The 24,043-nt window shown below is 74.3% G+C and carries 21 protein-coding genes; 9 read left to right on the top strand and 12 right to left on the bottom strand.

Going from position 1 to position 24,043, the window contains the following annotated elements; all coding sequences use genetic code 11:
• Nucleotides 1–5: 5 nt before the first annotated feature.
• On the bottom strand, nt 6–728 hold the full coding sequence (locus tag DNK53_RS03725) for an SWIM zinc finger family protein (protein ID WP_110180908.1): 723 nt from the start codon (nt 726–728) through the stop codon (nt 6–8).
• Between the two features lie 4 nt (nt 729–732).
• Entirely contained in the window at nt 733–3,591 is a 2,859-nt protein-coding gene (locus DNK53_RS03720; RefSeq protein WP_110180907.1) for a DEAD/DEAH box helicase, read from the bottom strand.
• A gap of 72 nt (nt 3,592–3,663) precedes the next feature.
• On the opposite strand from DNK53_RS03720, the gene DNK53_RS03715 reads away from it, so the two are divergent.
• Both DNK53_RS03715 and DNK53_RS03710 read left to right on the top strand, forming a co-directional pair.
• Entirely contained in the window at nt 3,664–4,152 is a 489-nt protein-coding gene (locus DNK53_RS03715; protein ID WP_110180906.1) for a glutathione peroxidase, read from the top strand.
• Nucleotides 4,153–4,309: 157 nt separating this feature from the next.
• The gene (locus DNK53_RS03710; protein WP_110180905.1) at nt 4,310–5,920 is read left to right on the top strand and encodes a DHA2 family efflux MFS transporter permease subunit; all 1,611 of its coding nucleotides are present in this window, start codon (nt 4,310–4,312) and stop codon (nt 5,918–5,920) included.
• A 74-nt stretch (nt 5,921–5,994) separates the two neighbouring features.
• Here the strand turns inward: DNK53_RS03710 and DNK53_RS03705 are convergent, their stop codons facing one another.
• The 3 genes from DNK53_RS03705 to DNK53_RS03695 are packed head-to-tail and all read right to left on the bottom strand — an operon-like array spanning nt 5,995 to nt 7,561.
• Nucleotides 5,995–6,870 (bottom strand): hypothetical protein, encoded by an 876-nt coding sequence (locus DNK53_RS03705; protein ID WP_110180904.1) that lies wholly within the window; start codon nt 6,868–6,870, stop codon nt 5,995–5,997.
• On the bottom strand, nt 6,867–7,181 hold the full coding sequence (locus DNK53_RS03700; protein ID WP_110180903.1) for a hypothetical protein: 315 nt from the start codon (nt 7,179–7,181) through the stop codon (nt 6,867–6,869). The genes DNK53_RS03705 and DNK53_RS03700 overlap by 4 nt, the downstream gene beginning before the upstream one ends.
• Entirely contained in the window at nt 7,178–7,561 is a 384-nt protein-coding gene (locus DNK53_RS03695; RefSeq protein WP_110180902.1) for a YbaB/EbfC family nucleoid-associated protein, read from the bottom strand. The genes DNK53_RS03700 and DNK53_RS03695 overlap by 4 nt, the downstream gene beginning before the upstream one ends.
• A gap of 62 nt (nt 7,562–7,623) precedes the next feature.
• On the opposite strand from DNK53_RS03695, the gene DNK53_RS03690 reads away from it, so the two are divergent.
• Nucleotides 7,624–8,172 carry a hypothetical protein gene (locus DNK53_RS03690; protein ID WP_110180901.1) on the top strand — a complete coding sequence of 183 codons (549 nt, stop codon included), beginning with the start codon at nt 7,624–7,626 and terminating at the stop codon, nt 8,170–8,172.
• A gap of 29 nt (nt 8,173–8,201) precedes the next feature.
• Here DNK53_RS03690 and DNK53_RS03685 read toward each other — a convergent pair whose 3' ends face one another.
• Nucleotides 8,202–10,331, bottom strand: a complete 2,130-nt coding sequence (locus tag DNK53_RS03685; protein WP_110180900.1) for a RecQ family ATP-dependent DNA helicase — start codon at nt 10,329–10,331, stop codon at nt 8,202–8,204.
• A 145-nt stretch (nt 10,332–10,476) separates the two neighbouring features.
• Here DNK53_RS03685 and DNK53_RS03680 point away from each other — a divergent pair, with 145 nt between their 5' ends.
• Nucleotides 10,477–11,019: a hypothetical protein gene (locus tag DNK53_RS03680; RefSeq protein WP_110180899.1), complete on the top strand. Its 543-nt coding sequence runs from the start codon at nt 10,477–10,479 to the stop codon at nt 11,017–11,019.
• A gap of 37 nt (nt 11,020–11,056) precedes the next feature.
• Here DNK53_RS03680 and DNK53_RS03675 read toward each other — a convergent pair whose 3' ends face one another.
• Nucleotides 11,057–13,012 (bottom strand): M13 family metallopeptidase, encoded by a 1,956-nt coding sequence (locus DNK53_RS03675; protein ID WP_110180898.1) that lies wholly within the window; start codon nt 13,010–13,012, stop codon nt 11,057–11,059.
• 63 nt (nt 13,013–13,075) lie between these two features.
• Between DNK53_RS03675 and DNK53_RS03670 the strand changes: the two genes are divergently transcribed.
• Nucleotides 13,076–13,519, top strand: a complete 444-nt coding sequence (locus tag DNK53_RS03670; protein ID WP_110180897.1) for a hypothetical protein — start codon at nt 13,076–13,078, stop codon at nt 13,517–13,519.
• 39 nt (nt 13,520–13,558) lie between these two features.
• On the opposite strand, the gene DNK53_RS03665 is transcribed toward DNK53_RS03670, so the two are convergent.
• Both DNK53_RS03665 and DNK53_RS03660 read right to left on the bottom strand, forming a co-directional pair.
• Complete coding sequence (locus DNK53_RS03665) at nt 13,559–15,619, bottom strand: hypothetical protein (protein WP_162599755.1); 2,061 nt, start codon at nt 15,617–15,619, stop codon at nt 13,559–13,561.
• 27 nt (nt 15,620–15,646) lie between these two features.
• On the bottom strand, nt 15,647–16,621 hold the full coding sequence (locus tag DNK53_RS03660; RefSeq protein ID WP_110180895.1) for an NADPH:quinone oxidoreductase family protein: 975 nt from the start codon (nt 16,619–16,621) through the stop codon (nt 15,647–15,649).
• Between the two features lie 91 nt (nt 16,622–16,712).
• Here DNK53_RS03660 and DNK53_RS03655 point away from each other — a divergent pair, with 91 nt between their 5' ends.
• Nucleotides 16,713–18,032 (top strand): MFS transporter, encoded by a 1,320-nt coding sequence (locus DNK53_RS03655; protein WP_204163729.1) that lies wholly within the window; start codon nt 16,713–16,715, stop codon nt 18,030–18,032.
• 18 nt (nt 18,033–18,050) lie between these two features.
• Here DNK53_RS03655 and DNK53_RS03650 read toward each other — a convergent pair whose 3' ends face one another.
• Nucleotides 18,051–19,352: a M15 family metallopeptidase gene (locus DNK53_RS03650; protein WP_110180893.1), complete on the bottom strand. Its 1,302-nt coding sequence runs from the start codon at nt 19,350–19,352 to the stop codon at nt 18,051–18,053.
• 95 nt (nt 19,353–19,447) lie between these two features.
• On the opposite strand from DNK53_RS03650, the gene DNK53_RS03645 reads away from it, so the two are divergent.
• Nucleotides 19,448–21,067, top strand: a complete 1,620-nt coding sequence (locus DNK53_RS03645; RefSeq protein ID WP_110180892.1) for a sodium-dependent transporter — start codon at nt 19,448–19,450, stop codon at nt 21,065–21,067.
• Entirely contained in the window at nt 21,064–21,189 is a 126-nt protein-coding gene (locus DNK53_RS03640; RefSeq protein ID WP_110180891.1) for a methionine/alanine import family NSS transporter small subunit, read from the top strand. Before DNK53_RS03645 ends, DNK53_RS03640 begins: the two co-directional genes overlap by 4 nt.
• On the opposite strand, the gene DNK53_RS03635 is transcribed toward DNK53_RS03640, so the two are convergent.
• Complete coding sequence (locus DNK53_RS03635) at nt 21,137–22,594, bottom strand: MFS transporter (protein ID WP_110180890.1); 1,458 nt, start codon at nt 22,592–22,594, stop codon at nt 21,137–21,139. The two genes, DNK53_RS03640 and DNK53_RS03635, sit on opposite strands and share 53 nt — an antisense overlap.
• Before the next feature lie 40 nt (nt 22,595–22,634).
• On the opposite strand from DNK53_RS03635, the gene ppgK reads away from it, so the two are divergent.
• Nucleotides 22,635–23,399 carry a polyphosphate--glucose phosphotransferase gene (gene ppgK, locus DNK53_RS03630; RefSeq protein WP_204163728.1) on the top strand — a complete coding sequence of 255 codons (765 nt, stop codon included), beginning with the start codon at nt 22,635–22,637 and terminating at the stop codon, nt 23,397–23,399.
• On the opposite strand, the gene DNK53_RS03625 is transcribed toward ppgK, so the two are convergent.
• Nucleotides 23,396–23,944, bottom strand: a complete 549-nt coding sequence (locus DNK53_RS03625; RefSeq protein ID WP_110180888.1) for a MarR family winged helix-turn-helix transcriptional regulator — start codon at nt 23,942–23,944, stop codon at nt 23,396–23,398. The genes ppgK and DNK53_RS03625 overlap by 4 nt on opposite strands.
• Nucleotides 23,945–24,043 lie beyond the last annotated feature (99 nt).

Here is a 24,043-nt window from a genome sequence, read left to right as displayed (position 1 = left end):
ACAGGTTAGCGGTCACTAACCCCAGCTCGGTCGTCCCTCGTCCACCCGGCGAGCATCGCCTCGGCGCGCAGCGCCGCGTCCGTGCCGGTCTCGAGGTCGTCGTCGACCTCCGCACCCACGCCCTCGGCGCCTGCCCCCTCCGCGTCGCCTGCCGGGGCGGTGACCGCGTGCACCCGGGCGAGCAGCTCCTCGCGCGGCAGCCCGCGCAGGTGGAGCAGGAGCAGGGGGTCGGCGGCCGCCAGCCACCCCACCTGGACCGCCACGGCCAGGCCGTGGGCGCAGGGGTCGACCCACGCGTCGCAGCTGCACGACCAGCCCAGCTCCCCGGCGTACGGGACGAGCTCGACCCCCACCTCCTCGCACGCCTCGACCAGGGCCAGCGGCAGCTCGCCGGCGAGCAGGGCCGCGACCGTGCCGGAGGCGCCGGCGACCACCTCGACGAAGAGCTCGGCCCCGACGTCGTCGAGCGGCTCGACGCTCCCGGTGACCGTGTGGACCGCGTGCCTCTCCTCGACCGTCGCGACGTAGGAGCCGACCTCGACCGCGATCGCCCCCACCGCACCCGCCCGGGCCAGCCGGCCGCCGCCGCGCAGCTCCTCGACGCCGTACGCCGCCTCCTCCAGGCTGCGGGTCCACGCCTTGCCCCACCAGGTCGAGGCCACCCCGCGCCCGCCGGCCGGTCGGGGCGGGAGCCGGGGGTGGGTCACCCGCACGGGCTGCGACGTCACGGGCTCACCTCAGCTCCACGAGGTCGCGCAGCTCGCGGTCGCTCAGCTCGGTCAGCGCCGTCTCGCCGCGGGCGAGCACGGCGTCGGCCAGCGAGCGCTTCTGGTCCAGCAGCAGCGCGATCCGCTCCTCCACGGTGCCCTGGACGACGAAGCGGTGCACCTGGACGCGACGGGTCTGGCCGATCCGGTAGGCGCGGTCGGTCGCCTGCTCCTCGACCGCCGGGTTCCACCAGCGGTCGAAGTGGACGACGTGGTCGGCGCGGGTGAGGTTGAGGCCCGTGCCGCCCGCCTTGAGCGAGAGCAGGAAGACCGGCACGTGGTCGGGGTCGTCGGGGCCGGCCTGGAACCGCCGGACCATCGCCTCCCGCTCGGCCACCGGGGTGCCGCCGTGCAGGAACTGGTGGGGCACGCCCGCGCGGGCGAGGTGCTGCTCGAGCAGCCGGCCCATGGCGACGTACTGGGTGAAGACCAGCACGGCGCCTTCCTCGGCGAGCACCGTGCCGAGGATCTCGTCGAGCAGGTCGACCTTCTCCGAGCGGCCCGAGAGAGTGCGGCGGGCGGGCCTCCTCGGTCCCTGCTCTCCCAGGCTCTGCTCCTTCAGGCTCTGCTCCTTCAGGCTGTGCTCTCTCAGGCTGTGCTCTCTCAAGAAGTGCGCCGGGTGGTTGCAGATCTGCTTGAGGCCGGTGAGCATCGCCAGCACCAGCCCGCGGCGGGCCTGCGGCTCCGCCCGCTCGATCCGCTCCATCCGCTCGCGCACGAAGCCCTCGTAGAGCACCGCCTGCTCCCGGGTCAGCCCGAGCAGGTGGTCGGTCTCGGTCTTGGCCGGCAGCTCGGGCGCGATCCCGGGGTCGGACTTGCGCCGACGCAGCAGGAAGGGGCTGACCAGCTCGGCGAACCGGGCCGTGACCGCCGGGTCGACGCCGGCCTCGATCGGCGAGGCCCAGACCCGCCGGAACGCGAGCCGGCTGCCCAGCAGCCCGGGAACCGCCCAGTCGAGGATCGACCAGAGCTCGGTGAGGTCGTTCTCGACGGGGGTGCCGGTCAGCGCGACCCGGGCGGCGCTCTCCAGCCGGCGCAGCGCCCGCGCGGTCGACGAGCGGGAGTTCTTCACGTGCTGGGCCTCGTCGGCGACGACCAGGTCCCACGGCACCGACCGCAGCACCCCCGTCTCGCTGTCGACGTCGTTGCGCATCGTCCCGTAGGTGGTGAGGACGAACCCCGCGAGCGCCCCGCCCGCGTCGGGCGCCAGGCTCCGTGCGCCGCCGTGGAAGCGACGCACCGGCACCCCCGGCGCGAAGCGCCTGATCTCCGCCTCCCAGTTGCCCAGCAGGGAGGCCGGACAGACCACGAGCGTCGGCCCGCCGCCGGTGGCCCCGCGCTGCTCTGCGCGGTGCAGGTGGAGCGCGATCAGCGTGATCGTCTTGCCCAGCCCCATGTCGTCGGCGAGGCAGGCGCCGAGGCCGAGGTCGGTCAGCTCGGCCAGCCACGTCAGCCCTTGGCGCTGGTAGTCGCGGAGCGTGGCGTCGAGCCCGGCCGGGACCGGCACGGGCGGGCGGCTGCCGGCCGCGCGCAGCCGCTCCCGCACCGCCAGGAGCGACGCCCCGACGACGACCTCCACCTCGGGGGCGTCGTCCACCGCGGTCACGCCGGTGAGCGCGGCGGCGACCGCCTCGGTCGGCTTCACGGTGCGGATCAGCCGGCGGCGGGCCTTGCGGGCGACGTCGGGCGGCACGACCACCCAGCTGTCCCGGAGCCGCATCACGGGCCGGGTGGCGGCCGCGAGCGACGCCATCTCGTCGTCGGTGAGCGGGTCGCCGTGCAGCGCCAGCTGCCACCGGAAGGCGAAGAGGTGGTCGGCCCCCAGCAGGCCGCTGCGCAGCGCGCCCTCCACTGGACCCTCGGCCTCGCCGCGTCGCCGGCGGGGCGCGGCGTCGAGGACGGCCCGGCCCGTGAGGTCGCGGCCCAGCTCGCGGGGCCAGTGCACGTCGACCCCGACCTCCTGCAGCGCGGCGAGCCCGTGCTCGAGGAGGTCGACGACCTCGTCGGTCGACAGCGTGATCCGGTCGGGCACCCGCAGGTCGAGGAGGCGGTCCAGGACCGGCCAGGCGGTCGCCGCCTGCCGCAGAGCCAGCACGGCGTGGGTCCGGGCGCGGTCGCCGAACCCGTGGGCCGCCTCGGGGCCGGCCTCCAGCCACAGCTCGGCGGCGTCGGCCATGTGCACCGGGTTGCCCTCGGCGTGCACCTGCGGGACCACCCGCAGCTCGCCGGCGTACAGGTCGTCCTCGTCGGCCTCGACCCGCAGGGAGAGCTGGACCAGCTGGGGCCGGTCGTCGGTGCCCCGACTGCGCCGCAGCCGGGCGAGCCGCTCCTCGAGCGTCTCGGGGAAGGCGCGGCCGGGCGCCCCGCGGGGCACGCGCCCGTCGGGGGCGACCAGCACCGGCCGGGTGGGCGCCCGGCGCGGCACCGAGTCGACGACGGCGTCCAGCACCCGGAGCACCAGCCCCTCGGCGGTCGCCTCGTCCATCCCGTCGTGGGCGCGCACCCGGGCGAGCTGCTCGACCCGGTCGCGGTCCGCCGCGCGCAGCGGCGCGGCCTGCCACCACGGCTGGGTCGGGTGCGGCTCGAGACGCCCCTCGGCGACCAGGCGCAGCGCGAGGTGGGCCGCGCCCGCCAGCAGCGCGACGCTCGGGTGCACCTCGCCCCCGCCCCCGCCGCCCTCGTCGCGGTGCGCCCGGGCCAGCACCGGCAGCGCCCCCGCGATCGGCAGCTCCACGGTGCGACGGCCGGTGAAGACCACCCGCCCCTCGCGCGGCGGCTCGGCCGAGCGCAGGGTCGCGGGACCGTCGAGGGGTACGAAGCTCACGCGGGCGACGCTAGCCCGGACCACCGACCGAACGCGCGCCCGTGGCGACGGGCCGCCCGCTAGCCTGCGCGCATGACGATCCTCGACACCCCGCTCGCCCGCCTGGACGGCACGCCGGGCACCCTGCGCGACCTCACCGGCGGCCGTCCGGCCCTCCTGGTCAACGTGGCCAGCAAGTGCGGCCTGACGCCGCAGTACGCCAAGCTCGAGGCGCTGCACGAGCAGTACGCCGAGCGCGGCCTCACCGTCGTCGGCCTGCCGTGCAACCAGTTCGGCGGGCAGGAGCCGGGCAGCGCCGACGAGATCGCCGAGTTCTGCTCCGCCACCTACGGCGTCACCTTCCCGATGTCGGAGAAGATCGAGGTCAACGGCGACGGCCGGCACCCCGTCATGGAGCCCCTGGTCGCGCTCCCCGACGAGAACGGCCACACCGGTGACGTGCAGTGGAACTTCGAGAAGTTCCTCGTCGACGCCGACGGCACCCCCGTCGCCCGGTTCAACCCCGTCACCGAGCCCGACGCCCCCGCCCTCGTCTCCCGCATCGAGCTCCTCCTCGACTGACCCCTTTGGGGGGAGATAGTCCGGGACGTTCTGACCACGTCCGCCCGGCGTGCCGCGGTCACGTTGCGGGGGACTGTCTCCACAGCGGGGCGGGGCGTGACGGAGGGCACCCGGAAATCGGGTGAAGGTTGCGGGCCGCAACCACTAGCCTTCCCCGGTGACCCAGACCGAGACTCCCGTCCCGCAGCCAGACCAGACCCCCGGGGTCCCCGACGGCGACCGGCTCGACGCGCGCGTCCTGCTCGTCGCGGGCGTCGTCGTCCTCGGCGGCATCATGTCGATCCTCGACGTGACGGTCGTGTCGGTGGCGCTGCAGACCTTCCAGCAGGAGTTCGACGCCACCGCCGCCCAGGTCGCCTGGACGATGACGGGCTACACGCTGGCGCTGGCCACCGTGATCCCGCTGACCGGCTGGGCGGCGGACCGGTTCGGCACCAAGCGGCTCTACCTGCTGGCGGTCGGCCTCTTCACCGCCGGCTCCGTGCTCTGCGCGGTCGCCGACTCGCTCTCGATGCTCGTCACCTTCCGGGTGCTGCAGGGCCTCGGCGGCGGCATGCTCATGCCGCTCGGCATGACGATCCTGACCCGCGAGGCCGGCCCCCACCGGGTCGGCCGGGTCATGGCGATCATGGGCATCCCGATGCTGCTGGGCCCGATCTTCGGCCCGATCCTCGGCGGCTGGCTCATCGACATCGCCTCCTGGCACTGGATCTTCCTCATCAACCTGCCGATCGGGATCTTCGCCTTCGGCTACGCGCTGGTCGTCCTCGAGAAGGACCACGTCGAGCCGTCGGAGACCTTCGACTGGGTCGGCATGGTGCTGCTCTCGCCGGGCCTTGCGCTCTTCCTGTACGGCGTGAGCTCGATCCCCGGCGCCAAGGAGGAGCACGGCACGCCGTGGACCGCCGAGGTGGTCGGCACGATGGTCGCCGGCGTCCTGCTCCTGGTCGCGTTCGTGCCGTGGGCGCTGCGCCGGGCCAACATCCACCCGCTGGTGGAGCTCCGCCTGCTCAAGGACCGCACCATGACGGTCGCGCTGATCACGATGTCGCTCTTCGCGATCTCGTTCTTCGGCGCCTCGCTGCTCTTCCCCCTCTACTTCCAGCAGGTGCGCGGCGAGGACGCCCTCGGCGCCGGCCTGCTGCTCGCGCCGCAGGGCATCGGCGCCATGCTGACCATGCCGGTCGCCGGCTTCCTCGTGGACAGGATCGGCCCCGGCAAGATCGTGCTCGTCGGCATCTCGGTCATCACCGTCGGCATGGGGCTCTTCACCCAGATCGACGCCGAGACCAGCTACGCCTACCTGCTCTCCGCCCTCTTCGTCATGGGCCTCGGCATGGGCGCCACGATGATGCCGATCATGACGGCGGCGCTGGGCACGCTGCGCGACCACGACATCGCCCGCGGCTCGACCCTGCTCAACATCCAGCAGCAGGTGGCGGCCTCCATCGGCACCGCGCTCTTCTCGGTGATCCTCACCGACCGCTTCCTGGCGCAGCCGGCCGTGGAGCAGGTGCGGGACCTGAACAACGCCACCGGCGGCAGCGACGATCAGTCGGTGCTCGCCGAGGCGGCCACCAAGCTGGGCCTCGACCCGGCCACCCTGCCGCAGCTCTTCGACCGCGCGGCCGACGGCATGGCCGACGCCTTCGCGACCGTCTTCGTGGTCGCGACGGTGCTGGTGGCCACCTGCCTCGTCCCGGCGTTCTTCCTGCCGCGCCGCAAGCTCGACCGGCCGGTGGACCCCGCCGCGATGGCCGGGCACTGACGCGGACGCCCCCAGGGCCGGGAGTAGCCGGCCCCGGGGGCGTCGTCAGGCAGTGACGTCGTCGGGAGGCGTCGTCAGGCGGTGGCGGTGGACCTGTCGTCGTGCCCGCCGAACGCCTTGCTCATCGACACGATGAGGTTGAGCTCGGGCTCCCGCATCCGGGAGGCGTGCCGGGCCATCGCGGCGCCGGTCGTGGTCGCCGTCTCCAGGGCGGGGCTGATCTGGCCGAGCAGGTCGGCCATCCGGTCCAGCGAGCGCGCCAGGTCGTCCATCAGCTGCCGGGCCCGCTGGATCAGCCGCCGGGCCTTGTTGGCCAGGCTGGCGAGCGCCGCCGGCGCGGCGATCCCGAGCGTGACGGCGGACTGGGCGGCGGCCCCGATCGCCTCGCCGACGAAGTCGCTGACGAAGCCGACGATGAAGTCGCGGACGCCGGCGAGCAGCGTGCCGGCCACCTCGATGCCACCGGCGACCCCGCTGGCGACCCGGGCGATCTCGTGCATGAGGTCGGCGGAGAGGTTGGCATAGCCGCGGTAGGCGTCGATGGCCAGACCTGTGTAGCCGCTGGTGTCGCCCTGGGCGCGGGACCGGTAGTCGGCGGCCACGCCGGTGAGGTGCTCGTTGATGTTGCGCCACGTCTGGGAGCCGGCCCGGATGGCGGCTGGATCGCCCAGCATCTCGTCGAGGAAGTCCTGCACGGGGCCGATGTGCTCGATCAGCCAGCCGACCACCATCGACCCGGCGGCGCCGAACGGGTTGAGCATCGCCCCGACCACGTCGAGGCCGGCGCTGAGCCCGTTGACGGAGCCCTCGATGAAGTCGCCGCGACGGAAGGCCTCGGCGGCGTCCACCGCCCCGTCGACCATCTTGAGGCCGTTGGTCCACTCACCGGCGGAGCCGTGGTTGGCGACCCAGCCGTGGTCGGTCTCCCCGGTGACGACGAGGCCGCTCACAGCTTGCCCTTGACCCAGGTCAGGGCGTCGACGACGGCGTCCTCGACCGCGTCGTAGCCGTTGGCCATCTCGGTGACGCCCTCGGCCGTCTCCTTGAGCATCTCCTTGACGGCCTCGGTCGAGAGCACGCCCGCGCCCTGCAGCGGCGCCATCAGCGGGAAGACCAGGAGCTGCCCGATCTGGCCGTACATCGAGGGGCCGAAGTTGACCTGGCGGGCCGCGCCGACCGCGGTGTCCGCCTGGGCGGCGAGTCCGCGGACGTTGGCCGCGTGGCGGCGCATCTCGCCCGTGTCGACGTGGAAGCCGTTCACCGCTCGTCCTCCTCGTAGCCGAACTGGTCGCGGTAGCTCTGGGCGAAGCGCTGCGCCGTCGGCGAGCCCGCGCCGTAGACGTCCTCGCCGAGCCGCTCGATCGCGAAGCTGAGCCTGCGCTTGGCCTGCGCGTGGGCCTCGAGCACCGCGGCCGAGAGCTGCGGGCCGGACAGCTCCTGGAAGCGCGGGCCGAAGGAGAGCTCCACCATCTGGCCCACGCCGTCCACCGTGACGGTCGCGTCGCGGTCGGCGGACTCCCCGGCCACCCGCAGGGCCTGGCTCTCGCGGGCGAACTGCTCGGCCTTGTCGAGCTGGTCGAGCGCGGCGTTGGTCTTCTCCTCGTGCATCGCGAGGACGGCTTCGAGGCGGGAGCTCGTCATGGTGTTCCTGTCGTCCGGGGTGTGGCCGACCAGACGATCCCCCGACTCCCTATGCTCCAAACATGGATGCGAGTCTCGGGACCGAGCTGCCCCAGCGCGGGGTCTACGTGTGGGGCGGGCTGGGCATCGCCCTCGTCATGCTCCTTCCCACGGTGCGGGCGTTCCGCCGGGCGGCGGGGGAGCAGGAGCAGGTGGCGCTGGCCTGGGCGGTCTCCTCGGTGATGGCGCTCGTCCTCGTCGTCGTCCCCGCCCTCACCGCCTGGGTCTTCGCCCGCAAGCACGTCTTCGTCTCCGAGGAGGCCGTCACGGTGACCGCCGGCGACCGGGTGAAGCACCAGCACCGGTTCGACGACGTCACGGAGGTCCGCGTGCTCGTCGACGGGGGGCTCGGGTCGATCACGCCCGAGTTCTGGAACCAGGCCGTCGCCGTCCGTGGCCCGGACCAGGACGGCAAGGTGCGGTGGACCAAGGTCTCCCGCACCTTCGTGACCACCCTCGAGCCGCTGCTGCGTCGGCTCTCCGAGGAGGTGGGGCGTCGTCCCGAGCTGATCCGCAGCGACGAGGAGCGGGAGCTCCTGCAGGAGTACCTGGCCGGCACCGCCGGCGAGTAGCCCCCGGACGCCGTGCGGCGTGCGCCGGCTCAGCCGTTGACGGCCAGCGCCAGGGGCAGCACCTCGGCCGCCCCGGAGGCCCGCAGCGCCCGGGCCGCCAGGGTGAGTGTCCAGCCGGTCACCACGAGGTCGTCCACCAGCAGCACGGACGCCCCGGCCGGTACGTCGGCCCGCAGGGCCGAGCGCCGTCCCACCGCCGCGACCCGCTGGGCGGAGTTGGCCGCTCCCTTGCCCGGCGGCACCTCGGGGTCGACGATCGCCCAGGCCCCCACCACCGGCACCTTCAGGTAGCGGGAGAGGCCCTCGGCCAGGTCGCGGGTCAGGGTCGGACGCCGGGCGGACTCCACGAAGACGATCGCGTCCACCCGCGGCCGCCAGTCGCCCAGCACCTCGACGACCGCCCGGACCAGCGGCACGGGGACCGGGCCGTCCTGCGCCTCGCCCTCGGACCCGACCCGGAACAGGTCGCGCAGCTGCTGGCCGTAGCCGAGGTCGGTGAGCCGGTTGACCGCCCGCCCCTCGGCGGCGCCGTCGGCGATCTTGCCCTTGAGGTCGATGCCGAGGTTGGCCAGGCCGGTGGGCCACATCTTGCGCGGCTCCACCACGACCCCGGGCCGGGCGAGCCGCTCGTGGGCGGCCTCGACCGACTGCTCGGAGACCGTGGTGGAGAGCGACAGGCCCCCGCAGTTGTCACAGCGACCGCAGCGCTCGGCCACGTCGGGGTCGTCGAGCTGGTCGCGCAGGAACCACATCCGGCAGGCGTCGGTGCCGATGTAGTCGAGCATCGCCTGCTGCTCGCGCTCCCGGGCGGCGGCGACGCGGGCGTAGCGGTCGGCGTCGTAGCTCCAGGGCTGGCCGGTGGCCGTCCACCCGCCCTGGACGCGCCGGACCGCCCCGTCGACGTCGAGCACCTTGAGCATCTGCTCGAGCCTCGACCGGTTGAGCTCGACGTGGGTCTCCAGGACGGCGGTGCTCAGCGGCCGTCCGGCCTGCTCGAGCACCCCGAGCGTCTGCCGGACCAGCTCCTCGCGCGGGAACGACAGCGAGGCGAAGTAGGCCCAGATGTCGCGGTCCTCGACCGCGGGCAGGAGGACCACCGTCGCCTCGTCGGTGCCGCGGCCCGCGCGGCCGACCTGCTGGTAGTAGGCGACCGGGGAGGCCGGGGCGCCCATGTTGACGACGAAGCCGAGCCGGGCGTCGAAGCCCATCCCGAGGGCGCTGGTGGCGACCAGGGCCTTGACCCGGCCGGCGACCAGGTCCTCCTCCAGCGCCTGCCGCTCGCTCGCCTCGGTCTGGCCGGAGTAGGCGGCGACCTCCAGCCCGCGGGAGCGCAGGTAGTCGGCGATCTCCTGGGTCGCGGCGACGGTGAGGCAGTAGACGATGCCGGAGCCGGGCTGCTCGGCCAGGTGGTCGGCCAGCCACGCCATCCGCTGCTCGGCCGTCTTCAGCCGCACCACGCCCAGCCGCAGCGACTCCCGGTCGAGGGAGCCGCGCAGCACCAGGACCCCGTCGTCGGTCGAGCCTGTCGAGACCCCGAGCTGCTCGGCGACGTCGGAGGTGACCCGGCTGTTGGCCGTGGCGGTCGTGGCCAGCACCGGGATCCCGGGCGGCAGCTCGTGGAGCAGGGTCCGGATCCGCCGGTAGTCGGGGCGGAAGTCGTGGCCCCAGTCGGAGATGCAGTGTGCCTCGTCGACCACGAGCAGGCCGGCGCTCGCGGCGAGCCGGGGCAGCACCTCGTCGCGGAAGCCGGGGTTGTTGAGCCGCTCGGGGCTGACCAGCAGCACGTCGACCTCGCCGCGGTGGATCGCCTCGTGGATCGGCTCCCACTGCTCGATGTTGGTCGAGTTGATGGTGACCGCCCGGATCCCGGCCCGCTCGGCGGCCGCGATCTGGTTGCGCATCAGGGCCAGCAGCGGGGAGACGATGACCGTGGGCCCGGCCCCGTGGGCGCGCAGCAGCAGCGTCGCCACGAAGTAGACCGCCGACTTGCCCCACCCCGTGCGCTGCACCACCAGCGCGCGGCGCCGGTCGACCGCGAGCGCCTCGATCGCCGACCACTGGTCCTCCCGGAGGACCGCGTCATCCCGCCCGACCAGCGCCCGGAGGTGGCGCTCGGCCTCGGCGCGGGAGGCACGGCGTACGTCGTCGGGTGCAGTCATGCGTCCTGTCTAGCAAGCGGCTCCGACAGCGCCGCACCCGCGGGCCACGACCGGGCCGTCCCGGGAACAGCACGCGGTGCTTGTGGGCGCGGGCCGCACGGGAGTAGGCAGGGACCCACACCGTCCCGTCCCGGAAAGAGGACCCATGCGCCACCTCGAACTTCGCCGCAGCCTGCCCACCGTCGGTCTCGCCGCCCTCCTCCTCGGGCTCTCCGCCACCGGCGGCGCGAGCGCCGCGCTGGTCATCACGGGCAAGCAGGTCAAGGACAACACCCTCACGTCGAAGGACGTCAAGAACCGCTCGCTCGCCCTCAAGGACTTCAGCCCCGCCGCCGTCGCAGGCCTGTCGGGGAAGACCGGACCCGCCGGTGCGGCGGGACCGGCCGGACCGTCCGGACCAGCCGGTGCGCCCGGCGCCCCGGGGGCTCCCGGCGCGCCCGGGGTGAGCGGCTACCAGGTCGTCCAGTTCTCCACCACTGTGGGCAGCGACGAGGGCGGGAGCGTGACCGGCACCTGCCCCGGCACCAAGCGGGTCCTCGGCGCGACCGCCTCCTTCGACGCCTCGTACGACGCCACCCAGGTCGCGATCGACGCCGACGGCCGCTCCGCCACGGGCTACGGCTACAACTACGACGTGGTCGCCGCCGACACCCTCTACCTCGACCTGGTCTGCGCCTCGGTCGGCTGACCACCCGCCCCGGGCGCGCCGGGGCGGCCGGGCCGGGTCACCAGATCCGGACGCGGTCCTCGGGGTCGAGCCACAGCCCGTCGCCCGGGGCGGTCCCGAAGACCTCGTGGAACTCGTCGAGGTTGCGCACGATGTTGGCCCGGAACTCCGGCGGCGAGTGCGGGTCAATCGTGAGGTACTGCTGCTCCTGCTCCCTGCGGCGCTTGGTCCGCCAGCAGTAGGCCCAGTTGAGGAAGACCTTGCGGCGCTGCTCGGGGGTGGCCTGGCCGTCGGTGGCGATCAGGTAGGCCTTGTGGCCGATGGTCAGGCCGCCGAGGTCGCCGATGTTCTCGCCGACGGTCAGCGCCCCGTTGACCCGCTCGCCGGGGAGCGCGCGCGGCTCGAAGGCGTCGTACTGGGTGATCAGCGCCTTGGACTTCACCTCGAACGCGGCCTTGTCGTCGGGCGTCCACCAGTCGTGGAGGTTGCCCTCGCCGTCGTACTGGGCGCCCTGGTCGTCGAAGCCGTGGCCGATCTCGTGGCCGATCACCGCACCGATGCCGCCGTAGTTCTCGGCCGGGTCGGCGTCGGGGTCGAAGAACGGCTTCTGCAGGATGCCGGCCGGGAAGCAGATCTCGTTGGTGCCGGGGTTGTAGTAGGCGTTGACCGTCTGCGGGAGCATGAACCACTCGTCGCGGTCGACCGGGCTGCCGAGCTTGCCGAGCTCGCGGTCGGTCTCGAACTCGGCGGCCGCCGCGACGTTGCCCAGCAGGTCGTCGGCGGAGACCCGCAGCGCGGAGTAGTCGCGGAACCTGTCGGGGTAGCCGATCTTGGGCCGGAAGGTCGCCAGCTTGTCGAAGGCCCGCTGCTTGGTCTCCTCCGTCATCCAGTCGAGGTCGGCGATCGAGCGGCGGTAGGCCTCCAGCAGGTTGGCCACCAGCTCGTCCATCAGCTCCTTGGACCGCGGCGGGAAGTGGCGGGCGACGTACTCCCGGCCCACCGCCTCGCCGATCGCGCCCTCGACGAAGCCGACGCCGCGCTTCCACCGCTCGCGCAGCTCGGGGGTGCCGTTGAGGGTGCGCCCGTAGAAGTCGAAGTTGGTCTCGACGAAGTCGTCGGTGAGGTACGCCGCTCGCGCGCGCAGCACCTTGGCCGCCAGCCACGGCTTCCACTCCTCGAGCGGGACCTCCGTCAGGACCTTGGAGAGGTGCTCGAGGTAGGAGGGCTGCCGCACGCAGGTCTCCGCGATCCGCGCCGCGCTGTCGGGGTGGCCCGCCGAGAGGGCCGTGATCCAGGCGTCCCAGTCGAACGCGGGGGCGAGCTGCTCCAGCTCGTCGCGCGTGGTGAGGTTGTAGGTGCGCTGCACGTCGCGGGTCTCCGCGCGCTCCCAGTGGCCCTCGGCCAGCCTCGTCTCCAGGGCCAGCACGGCGCGCGCCGACCCCTCGGGGTCGGGGCGGCCCGCCAGCCCGAGGAGGCGGGCGAGGTAGTCGACGTACTTGTCGCGGACCTCGGCGAACTTCTCCTCGCGGTAGTAGCTCTCGTCGGGCAGGCCCAGGCCGCCCTGGGTGAGGTTGAGCAGGTAGCGGTCGGACTGCTTCGCGTCGGTGTCGACGTAGGAGCCGAAGGCGCCCCCGCCGCCGAGCCGCTCGAACTCGCCGAGGAACCGCGCCAGCTGGCCCTCCTCGAGGGCGTCGACCGCGTCGAGCAGCGGCTGCACCGGGTCGGCGCCCAGGGCGTTGATGCGCCCGGTGTCCATGAACGAGGTGAAGAGGGCGCCGATCTTGCGGGCGTCCTCCGGCTCCGCGCCGCCGTCGGGGTCGGCCGCCAGCTCCTCGATGATCGCGCGCACCTGCGCCTCGGCGGCATCGGCGAGCATCACGAACGGGCCCCAGCTGCTGCGGTCGGCGGGGATCTCCGCCGACTCCAGCCAGGCGCCGTTGACGTGGCCGAAGAGGTCGTCCTGCGGGCGGGTGTCGAGGTCCATGCCGTCACGGGCGTCGTCGAGGATGCTCACGCCGCCACCCTAACCGGGTGGTCCGACAGCGACCCGTCCCCGCGGGTGCGGCACCATGGGGCCATGAACGAGCGTGCCTACCCGCCCCCGGAGACCACCCGGAGCAAGGGCCCCGTCCTGCTCCTGGTCGGCGCGCTGGTGGTGCTCGGCGCGCTGGTCCCGGCGGCGATGTGGCTCGACCGCGGCATCGACCACGAGCGGGTGATGTACGCCGACCGGCAGGCGATGGCCTCCCTGCAGCACCTCGCCGTCACCGCGGGGCTCGAGCCGGTCGAGACCTCGCTGGCCCCCGGCGAGACCCTCGAGCTGGCGACCAAGTCCTTCACCGCCAGCCCCGACGTCACCACCGAGGTACGCCGCGAGGACGCGGTCGGCGCGAAGGGCGACGCGATCCCCGGCTACTGCGTCCGCTCCCTCGGCCGCGACGGGGAGCGCACCCCGTGGCTGTGCCACGACGCGGAGCACCCGCCGGCGGCGCCGGCCGGCGACCCGCTCGCCGACCTCTGACGCGCCCCGCGGCACCGGCACCTCCTCGCGGCGGTGCCCTCAGGGCGCCAGGTCGTGGAACGCCTCGGAAAGGACGTCGACGCCGGCCTTGAACCGCTCCGTGTACCCCGTGCGGTTCCAGGTGGGCCAGGAGAAGGTCTGCTCCAGCACCTCCCCGTCGGCGTCGAACCGCAGGTCGATGCCGTCGACCGTGACCCGCTCCGCGGGCTTCCCCTCGCCCAGCGCCAGGCGCGCCGAGGGGTCGGCGAAGCCGAGCATCGACCACGGGATGCGGAGCGAGACCGTGCGGCGCTCCTCGTCGACCCGCCAGGTGGCGAGCGAGTCGTACGCCGGGTCCGCCGGGTCCCACGTCCCCTCGACCAGCCGACCGACCTCCTGGTGCTCCGCCGCCCGCTCCTCCCCCGGCTCGCTGAAGGCCCGGTTGAGCAGCAGCCGGTAGGGGTGCCACCCCTGCTCGTGGTCGGGCACGTAGTCCTCGACGGAGGTGTCGAGCCGGACCGGGTCGAGCTCGCGGCGCACCTCGAGCAGAGCCTCGCGCGGCTCGGTGTCGACGGTCACGCGGAAGTCCGCGCGCTCGGGCCCGGGGACCACGTCGGCCTCCACCCGGAGCCGGGCGGGCACCCGCTCGCGCAGCTTGACGTCGACGTGCACCCACGAGGCGTCGGCCCACACGTAGAGGTACTCGTAGGCCCCGTCGGCGGGGAGGTCGCCGCCCTCCTCGACGGCCAGCCGCTCCACGGCGGCGTCGACCAGCGGCTCCGGGTCGGTGGCGACCATCCCGAACCACTGCTCGTTGGTCAGCGGGTCGTGCCACAGCTGACGGCGCTCGGGGTCCTGGTGCTCCATGGTGTTCCAGGTCCGCTTGAACCACTCGTCGGCCCAGATGAAGACGAAGCCGCCGCCCAGGCCGAGCGACTCCATCATCCGCATCATCTCGGCGTCGTGGCGCATGGCGTCGCGCTCGGAGTGGCCGCCCTGCCCGCGGCCGCGGGTGCCGAGGTGGGCCGATCCGAGCGAGGCCGGGACGCCGAACTCGGTGACCAGGAGCGGCATCGCGGGGGCGAAGTGGTCGCGCAGCCGCGCGAGGTACCCGCCGTACCGGTCGGGCTCGCCGTCCCAGGTGACCTCGTCGAGGCCCTCCTCGTCGCGCAGGAAGTCGGGGTAGTAGGGGTAGGCGTGGAAGCTGGCGAAGGTGCCGCCGGGCCAGGCGTCGGTGGGCAGCACGTGCAGGGCGTCGATGCCCACCAGGTCCTCGTCGAGGAGCGGCTCGGTGGGGTGGTCGAGCGGGTCGGTGGTCGGCCAGTTGACCATCGCCACCGGGACCGAGACGCCCCGCTCCGCCTCGAGGGCCGCCAGCTCCTCCATGTGGGTGGCGATCCAGCGCTCGGTCGCCGTCGCCTCGGGGTCGGCCACGAAGTACCGCCCGGGCTCGTACGGCGCGTCCGCGTGCCACCGGTCGGTGCGCCGCGTGCCCCGCGGATCCCACTCGACGCCCAGGATCCAGGAGGCGAGCCAGGGCGAGACGTCGGCGTCGTAGGTGCCCCACGCCCGGCCGGGCCGCCGCGGCCGCTCCAGGTCGCCGTGGACCGCGGCGGAGAGGTCGCGCAGCTCGGCGGAGAAGGCCTCGTCGACGGGCGCGTCGTACAGCGTGCCCCCGGGCTCGACGTAGCTCTCGTCGGGCAGGTAGGCGCCCTGCACGAGGTAGATCGGCTGCACGGGGTTGGCCTCGTTGTAGGCCTTGAGCTCCGCGTAGAAGCCGGGCGGCAGCAGCGTGTAGACCCGCACCACCCGGATCCCGAGCTCGCCCATCTGGCGCAGCCAGGTGCGGTAGTGCGAGGCCTCGATCGTGCCGACCTCGCCAGGCTGCAGGGTGGGCAGGGTGGAGCCGAGGTTGACCCCCGGCAGGAAGGTCTTGTCGCCCGAGGAGGTGTGCAGCCGGAACCCCTCGGCGTCCGACTCGGCCAGCACCCGCAGGTCGCCGACCGCCCGCGGGTCGGGGAACCACGACGTGCTCGGGTCGGGTGGGGTGGTGGTGCAGCCGGAGGCCGTCACGCCCAGTGCCAGCAGGAGCGCGAGGCCCTGCACCAGTCGCGCCCTCATGGGGGCGAGCCTACGTGCCGGAACGGCTCACCGGAGCCGTACGACGAGCTTGCCGGTGGCCCGGCGCCCGTCGAGGTCCTCCAGCGCCTTCGCGAACTCCGCCAGGGGGTACGTCGCCCCGACCGGCGGCTTCACCACGCCGCTGGCGAGCATCGGCTCGAGCGCCTTCCACTGCGCCTGCATGTAGCCCGGCCGGGTCATCGCGTAGGCGCCCCAGCCGACCCCGCGGACGTCGACGTTGTTGAGCAGCAGCCGGTTGACCTTGACCTCGGGGATCCCCTGCCCGGCCGCGAAGCCGACCACCAGGAGACGACCCTGCGGGGCGAGCACCCGCAGCGAGTCGGTGAAGGCGGCGCCGCCGACCACGTCGAGGACGACGTCGACGCCGCGGCCCCCGGTCAGCTCGCCGACCGCGTCGCGGAAGCCCTCGAGCAGCACCGCGTCGTCGGCCCCGGCGGCGCGGGCCACCTCGGCCTTCTCCTCGGTGGAGGTGACGGCCACGACCCGCGCGCCCATCCCCTTGGCGACCTGGATCGTGGCGGTGCCGACGCCGCCCGCCGCGCCGTGCACCAGCACCGTCTCGCCCGGCTTCAGGGCGCCCCGCTCGGCGAGGGCGAACTGCGCCGTCAGGTAGTTCATCGGCAGCGCCGCGCCCTCGTCGTACGACGTCGCGTCGGGCAGCGGGAAGACGAAGTCGGCCGGCACGGCGACCAGGTCGGCGGCGCCGCCGTGCGGCAGCACGCCCGCGACCCGCTGGCCGACCTCGAGGCCCGTCACGCCCTCGCCCAGCGCGGCGACCCTGCCGGCGAGGTCGACCCCGAGGGTGAAGGGGGTCTCGGGCTTCAGCTGGTACTCGCCCTTGGAGAGCAGCAGGTCGGGGAAGGAGACGCCGACGGCGTGCACCTCGACCAGGACCTGGCCGGGGCCGGCGACCGCGTCGGGCACCTCCCGGAGCTCGACGCCGGAGGGACCCGTGGTGGTGACGACCTGGAGAGCACGCATGGTCGCCAGCCTAGGGGCCGCCCCACAGCGGCGGGACGGGCGCGCGGCCCAGAGGTGCTGGGCGCCGCGCCCGGGTGGGAGGATCGCCCGCGTGGCTGATCCGTTCCTCGACCAGGTCGTCGACGCCGTCGGCGACCAGGCGACGGGCCGCTCGCTGCCCCGGGCGCTGACGCCGTTCCGGATCCGGGCCTACCGACGGCTGGCGCTCTCGGTCGCGTTCGGTGCCTTCGCCCAGGGGGTGTGGGTGATCGGGCTGGTCTGGGAGGTCTTCGGCCTCGGCGGCAACGCCACCCACCTCTCCCTGGTCTCCGGCGCCTCGGCGGTCGGCGTGATGGTCCCGGCGCTGCTCGCCGGGGTGGTCGCCGACCGGGTGCCCCAGCGCCGGGTCCTGCTCGCGGTCGCCACGACCGAGGCGACGGGGATGGCGCTGGTCGCCGGCCTCGCCTGGGCGGGGCTCACCACGGTGCCGCTGCTCACCGCCGTCGCCTTCGTCATCGGGATGGCGATGGCGTTCTACTACCCCGCCTACTCCGCGATGCTGCCCTCGATCGTCCCCGAGCGGGACCTGATGGCCGTCAACGGCTTCGAGGGGATGATCCGCCCCACCATCGGCCAGGCGCTCGGCCCGGCGGTGGCGGGCGCGGTGGTGGGGTGGGCCGCGCCGTCGGCGGCGTTCGCCGTCGCGGCGGCGGCGATGGTCGGCGCGGTCCTGGCGCTGTGCTGGGTGCCGCCGGTGCCGCTGCGCCGCGAGCCGGGCGCGGGGGCCGCGTCCGCCGGCCACCCGGTGCGGACCGCGCTCGCCGACGTGGCGGAGGGGATGCGCTACATGGTGCGGACGCCCTGGCTGCTCGCCTCGCTGCTCTTCGCCTGCCTGATGATCCTGGCGATGATGGGACCGCTGGAGGTGCTGCTCCCCTACTTCATCAAGTCGGGGCTGGGCGGCGACGCCGGCGACCACGCGCTGGTGCTGGCCGCCTTCGGGGTCGGGGGTGCCCTCGGCTCGCTCGCCATGGCCTCGCGCCGCATGCCCCGGCGCTACCTCACCACGATGACCGTGATGTGGGGGTCGGCCGGGCTCCCGTTCCTCGCGGTGGCCCACGCCGACGCCGTCTGGCAGCTGGTCGTCGCCGGGGTCGTCATGGGGGTCCTCTTCTCGGCCCCGATGGTGATCTGGGGGACCCTGCTGCAGCGCCGGGTGCCCAAGCACCTGCTGGGCCGGGTCTCCTCGCTCGACTTCTTCGTGAGCATCGCGCTGATGCCCGTCTCGATGGCGCTGGCCGGGCCGGTCTCGGAGGCTGTCGGGCTCCGGGCGACCTTCTACTGTGCCGCGCTGGCGCCCGCCGTGCTCTGCGTCGTCGCCCTGCTCGCCGCCCGGATGCCCGCCGACGAGGTCGCCCACCCGCTCGACTAGCGGCCGCGGGCCCGACGGCTACCGCGGCTCGACCAGGCGCTCCAGCTCGAAGTGCATGGGGTCGGTCCACGCCCAGCGGCCGCCCCACGCGAAGCCCCACCGCTCCATGACCGCCACCACCCGGCGGTCGATCTCGCCGACCGTGCCGCGCAGGTTGCCGGGGACGTTGAGGTCGAGCGCGATGCCGAAGGAGTGCAAGGAGAGCGTCGACGTCCCGGCGATGAACCGCGGGTGGTAGCAGCCGGCGTACTCGTCGGGGTGGATCTTGTCGGCGAGGCCGCTCGCCACCACCTCCTCCAGCGCCGCACGCAGCTGCGGCAGCACCACCCGGTGGCAGGTGACCCGGCCGAGGAGCGGGACCTCCTCGGTGCGGACGTGCGCCGCCACCCACGCGGGGTCGGGCGCCACCCGGCCGCCGCCGAGCAGGCGGTAGGAGAAGGAGCCGACCGCGGCCGCCACCGACCCCCCGGTGAGGTACGCCGTGCGGACGGCCGTGACGTCCAGGTCGGGGCCGAGGACCTGCACCGAGACCTCCTCGCGCAGCGCACGGCCCAGCAGCCGCTCCAGCCGCGGCCGCACCACCTGGGGGGACGCCGAGCCCGTGTGCACGAGCAGGGCGTTGCCGGCCGGCATCCCGAGCCGCTCGCCCCAGCCGGCGTTGACCACCGCGTCGACCTGCGGCACCTGCGGGGCGTGCGCGCCGATCCGGACCTCGGGAGCCGCCTCGTCGGTGCCGAGGCGCAGCGCGTCGCCGAGCCGCAGCCGGCGCACGAGCGCGGGCTCGACGGCGGCGTCGCCCGCCGCGACCCGGGCCCAGACCGCGCGGTGCCGGGCGGTGCGCCGAGGGGTGAAGCGCCGGTACTGCGCCGGGTCGACCGCCGCGACCTGGAGCGCCCGGTCCTGGACCGCGACCTGGGCCAGCGAGAGCGCCAGCACCCGGTCGACGCCGGGCACGGCGCGGACCCGGGCCACCTCGTCGTCGGTGAGGGTGCGCCGGGCGTGGACCAGCAGGTCGGGGGCGAGGAGCCGGCCGGCCAGCGGGGGCGGCGGCGCACTGCTGGGGGGCGGGCCCCCGACCGCCCCGGTCGTCCCCCAGGTCGGCGTCCCGGGAGGAGTCGCCGCCTCCCCCTCCCCTGCCCCGGGGACCGGCGTCCCGGGAGGTTTGCCGGGGCTCGCGGCGGGGGACGCAGGGGCAGCCCGCTCCACCGCACCCCCGCAGCCGCCCACGGCGACGGAGGCCAGGAGGACGCCGACGAGCAGCCCGGCCCGTGCCGGGAGCCCTGTGCGTCGGCGGGTCGGCCCGCTCGGGTGGTGGCCCACGCCTGCCACGCTACCGAGCCGCCCGGGGCTAGCATCAGGTGTCAGCCAGGTCACACCGCGCCGGGTCGCGGGGACCGCGATCTTCGGGAGGGCCGATGGCAACGGAGCCGCAGCAGTCCACGCACGAGGCGAAGCGGGGGGCCTTCAGCTCTCGCAAGGTCTTCATCCTGGCCGCCATCGGCTCGGCCGTCGGCCTGGGCAACATCTGGCGGTTCCCCTACGTCGCCTACGACAACGGCGGCGGCGCGTTCATGATCCCCTACCTGGTCGCCCTGCTGACCGCGGGAATCCCCTTCCTCTTCCTCGACTACGCCATCGGCCACCGGCACCGCGGCTCGGCTCCGCTCTCCTTCGCCCGGATGAGCCGACCCGCCGAGGGGATCGGCTGGTGGCAGGTGGGGATCTGCTTCGTCATCGCCGTCTACTACGCCGCCGTGATCGCCTGGGCGCTGCGCTACACGTTCTTCTCCGTCAACGAGGCCTGGGGCGACGACCCCGAGGGCTTCTTCATCGGCGAGTTCCTCCAGGTGAGCGACCCGGGGGTGACCGCCGACCCGGTGGCGGGCGTGCTGGTGCCGCTGCTGCTCATCTGGGTCGTGGTCGTCGGCATCATGCTGGCCGGCGTGCAGAAGGGCGTCGGGATGACGTCGGTCATCTTCATCCCGATCCTCATCATCGCCTTCGGCGCGCTGGTCGTGCGCTCCCTCTTCCTGCCCGGCGCCGGCGCGGGCCTCGACGCCCTGTTCACCCCCGACTGGGGAGCGCTCACCGAGGCGACGGTGTGGGGCGCGGCCTTCGGCCAGATCTTCTTCTCGCTCTCCATCGGCTTCGGCATCATGATCACCTACTCCTCCTACGTGCACCGGCACACCGACATGCCCTCCTCGGGCCTGGTGGTCGGCTTCGCCAACTCGGGCTTCGAGCTGCTCGCCGGCATCGGCGTCTTCGCCGCGCTCGGGTTCATGGCGCAGGCCAGCGGCGTCGGGGTCGACGAGGTCGCGAGCAGCGGCGTCGGCCTGGCCTTCATCGGCTTCCCGGCGATCATCAGCGAGGCCCCCGCGGGAGCGCTGATCGGCGTGCTCTTCTTCGCCTCCCTGGTGATCGCGGGCCTCACCTCGCTCGTCTCCATCCTCGAGGTGGTGATCTCGGCGGTCCGCGACAAGTTCGACCTGGGCCGCGTCGCCGCCACGGCGATCGTCGGGGTCCCGGCCGCCCTGCTCAGCCTCGGGCTCTTCTCCACCACCAGCGGCCTGCACGTGCTCGACATCGTCGACCACTTCATCAACCAGTTCGGGATCCTGCTCGTCGCGGTGGTCTCGATGGTCGTGGTTTCCTGGGGCATCCGGGCCCTCCCCCGCCTCGGCCGGCACCTGAGCGAGGGCAGCGCCATCACGCTCGGGCTGTGGTGGCGGCTGCTGATCGGGCTCGTGACCCCCGCGGCCCTCACCTACGTCCTGGCGCAGGGCTTCTGGACCGACGTCGAGACGCCCTACGAGGGCTACCCGACCTGGATGCTGGCGTTCTTCGGCTGGGGCTCGGCGGCCCTGGTGATGCTGCTCGGCTACGTGCTGGCGCCGGTGCCCTGGCGCGGCGGCATCTCCCTCGACGACCCGGGCGAGCCCGACCCGGCGGAGGTCCGCCGCGGCGCGCCACCGGGTGACGCCGGGGCAGCCCGGTCCGTCCACGACGACGACGAGAAGGGAGCGGTCCGATGAGCGGTGCCGCCATCGTGATGATGCTGCTGGCCATGGCCGTGATCTGGGGCGGCCTGGCGGTGGCGATCCTCAACCTCCGCCGGAGCCCGGAGATGCCGGAGTCGGTCCACCGGGACCTGTGAGGTCCCGGCCCGCCCGACCGGCGGGGAGGGCCAGCCAGGAGAGCACGCCGCCGGTCGCGAGCAGGGCCGCGCAGGCGGCCACGGCGCTGCCGTAGGCCGCGTCGAAGGCCGCCGGGTCGGCGTACTGGCTGCCCGACAGCCCCACCGCCGGCGGGAGCGCCGCCACGGCGAGCAGCGAGCCCGCGCGCGCGACCGCGTTGTTGATGCCGGAGGCCACCCCCGCGCTGTCGTCGGGGGCCGCCGCCAGCACCGTCGCGGTCAGCGGGGCCACCATGAGCGCCAGCCCGAGCCCGAAGACGGTGAGCCCCGGCAGCACGTCACGCCAGTAGACGAGGTCCTCGCCCGCGCCCAGCAGCAGCAGCGTGCCGCCGGCCATCACCAGCGGGCCGAGCGACATCGGGAGCCGCGGGCCGGTCCGCTCGCCGAGGGCGCCGCCCCGCGACGCCAGGAGCAGCATGCAGACGGTGACCGGGAGGGTCGCCAGCCCCGCCGCGAGCGCCGACCAGCCCGAGACCGTCTGCAGCTGGATCACGAGGAAGAAGAGGACGGCGCCCAGCGCGGCGTAGACCAGGAAGGTCATCGCGTTGGCGGCGCTGAACGTCCGGGAGCCGAACAGGGCGGGCGGCACCATCGGGGCCGGCGCACGCCGCTCGTGCGCGACGAACCAGACCACCGCGACCGCGCCGACCGCGGCCGCCGCCCACACGCCGGGGCCCTGCCACTCGATCAGCGCGTACGTCGTGCCCGCGAGCGCCGCGGAGGCCAGCGCGGCGCCCAGCACGTCGAACCGCGCCCGGCCGCCGGGGCCCGACGTCCGGGTGTCGCGGGTCTCCGGCACCCAGCGCAGCGCCGCGACCACGGTGAGCAGGCCCAGCGGCAGGTTGACCAGGAAGATCCAGCGCCACGAGACGTGGTCGACCAGCAGCCCGCCGACCAGCGGGCCGACCGCGGTGGCGACGCCCCCCAGCCCCGACCAGGCACCGATCGCCCGGGCCCGGTCCTCGGCGGCGAAGGCGCCCTGGATCATCGCCAGGCTGCCCGGCGTGAGCAGGGCGCCGCCGACGCCCTGCAGCAACCGCGCCGCGACCAGCACCCCGGGCGTGGGGGCCAGGCCGCACGCGAGCGAGGCGAGGGTGAACCAGACCGCCCCGACGACGAAGACCCGGCGCCGGCCGAACCGGTCGCCCAGCGAGCCGCCGAGCAGCACCAGGCCCGCCAGCGTGAGCAGGTAGCCGTTGGTCACCCACTGCAGCTGGGCCAGGCTCGCGCCGAGGTCGCGCCCGATCGTGGGCAGCGCGACGTTGACGACCGTCCCGTCGAGCAGGGTGAGCCCCGAGCCCAGCACGGCGGCGGCGAGCACGCCCCGGCCCTGCGGGGTCCCGAGGCGCACGGCGGACGGCTGCACCCGTCGAGCCTAGGCCCCCCTCTGTGGTCTGATGTCCCGCATGGAGCGCGCGGACGAGCACCCCTTCGGCATCGACTTCGGCGGCACCGGGATCAAGGGGGCGCCCGTCGACCTGGCCGCCGGCGACCTGGCCGGAGAGAAGGCGAAGATCGACACCCCCCGCCCCGCCACCCCGGCCGCCGTCTCGGCGGTCTTCCAGGAGCTCGTCGCCGGCTTCCCGCCCTCCCACGCGGCCGTCGGGGTCACCGTGCCCGGGGTGATGGTGCACGGCGTCGTCCGCTCCGCGGCCAACATCGACCGGTCGTGGGTCGGCGCCGACGCCGACGCGATCTTCTCCGAGGCCCTGCAGCGCGAGGTGCACGTCGTCAACGACGCCGACGCCGCCGGCCTCGCCGAGGTGGAGTACGGCGCGGCGCGCGGCCGCAGCGGCCTCGTCATCGTCACCACCCTCGGCACCGGGATCGGCTCCGCCCTGGTCCACGACGGCGTGCTGGTCCCCAACTCCGAGCTCGGCCACCTCCAGGTCGAGGGCCGGGTCGCGGAGAAGCACGCCGCCAACAGCGTGCGCGAGCGCGAGGGCCTCTCCTGGGAGGAGTGGGCGGCGCGGCTGACCGTCTACTACCGGACCCTCGAGCGCCTCTTCACCCCCGACCTCTTCGTCGTGGGCGGCGGGGTCAGCAAGTCGGCCGACAAGTTCCTGCCGCTCATCGAGGTGGAGACCGAGATCGTGCCGGCGGCGCTGCGCAACAAGGCCGGGATCATCGGGGCGGCGCTCGTGGCCAGCCGCGCGGGGCTGCGCTCCTAGCCCTGCCGGGGGTCCTGCTCGTCGGGCTCCAGCACCCGGTCGAACGCCTCGAGCACGCCGCGCAGGTAGCGCTCCACCACCGCGCGATCGGCGTCGGAGAAGCCGCGGTCGAGCTCGTCGAGGGCGACGAACATCGGCCTCAGGTGGGCGGCGGCCTCCCGGCGCCCCGAGTCGGTCACGTGCACCTCGGTGCGCCGTCGGTCGCCGGGGTGCGGCCTGCGCTCCGCGTGGCCGCGGGCGACGAGCCGGTCCACGATCCCCGTCGAGGCCGCGGTGGAGACGTCGAGCCGCCGGGCCACCTCGGCGGGACCCAGGGCCTCGCGGGCCAGGTGGGCCATCGCCTCCAGCTCGCGGTCGGTGAGCCCGGCGCGCTGCGCGACCGCCCGGTGCAGCCGCTGGCTCCGGGCGAGCACCTCGCGCAGCACCAGGAGGCTGCCGGTCTGGTCCCACGAGCGCCCGTCGGGTGTGCGGGCGAGGGAAGGGGTACCGAGCGAAGGGGTGCCCGCAGAAGGCGTGCCCGGCGTCGCGGGATCCCGTTCGTCCATGCTCGCCTCCTGCCGCCGTGGGCCCCGCTTGCGGGGTGTGGCAACATTGCTAACCTACTTAGCAATCAGTTTCTCTAGTCATCCTACCCGGCCCCCCAC

It is taken from the genome of Nocardioides solisilvae (assembly GCF_003194625.1).
Classification (GTDB): Bacteria; Actinomycetota; Actinomycetes; order Propionibacteriales; family Nocardioidaceae; genus Nocardioides; species Nocardioides solisilvae.
This window is presented reverse-complemented; position numbering and strand designations above follow the sequence as displayed.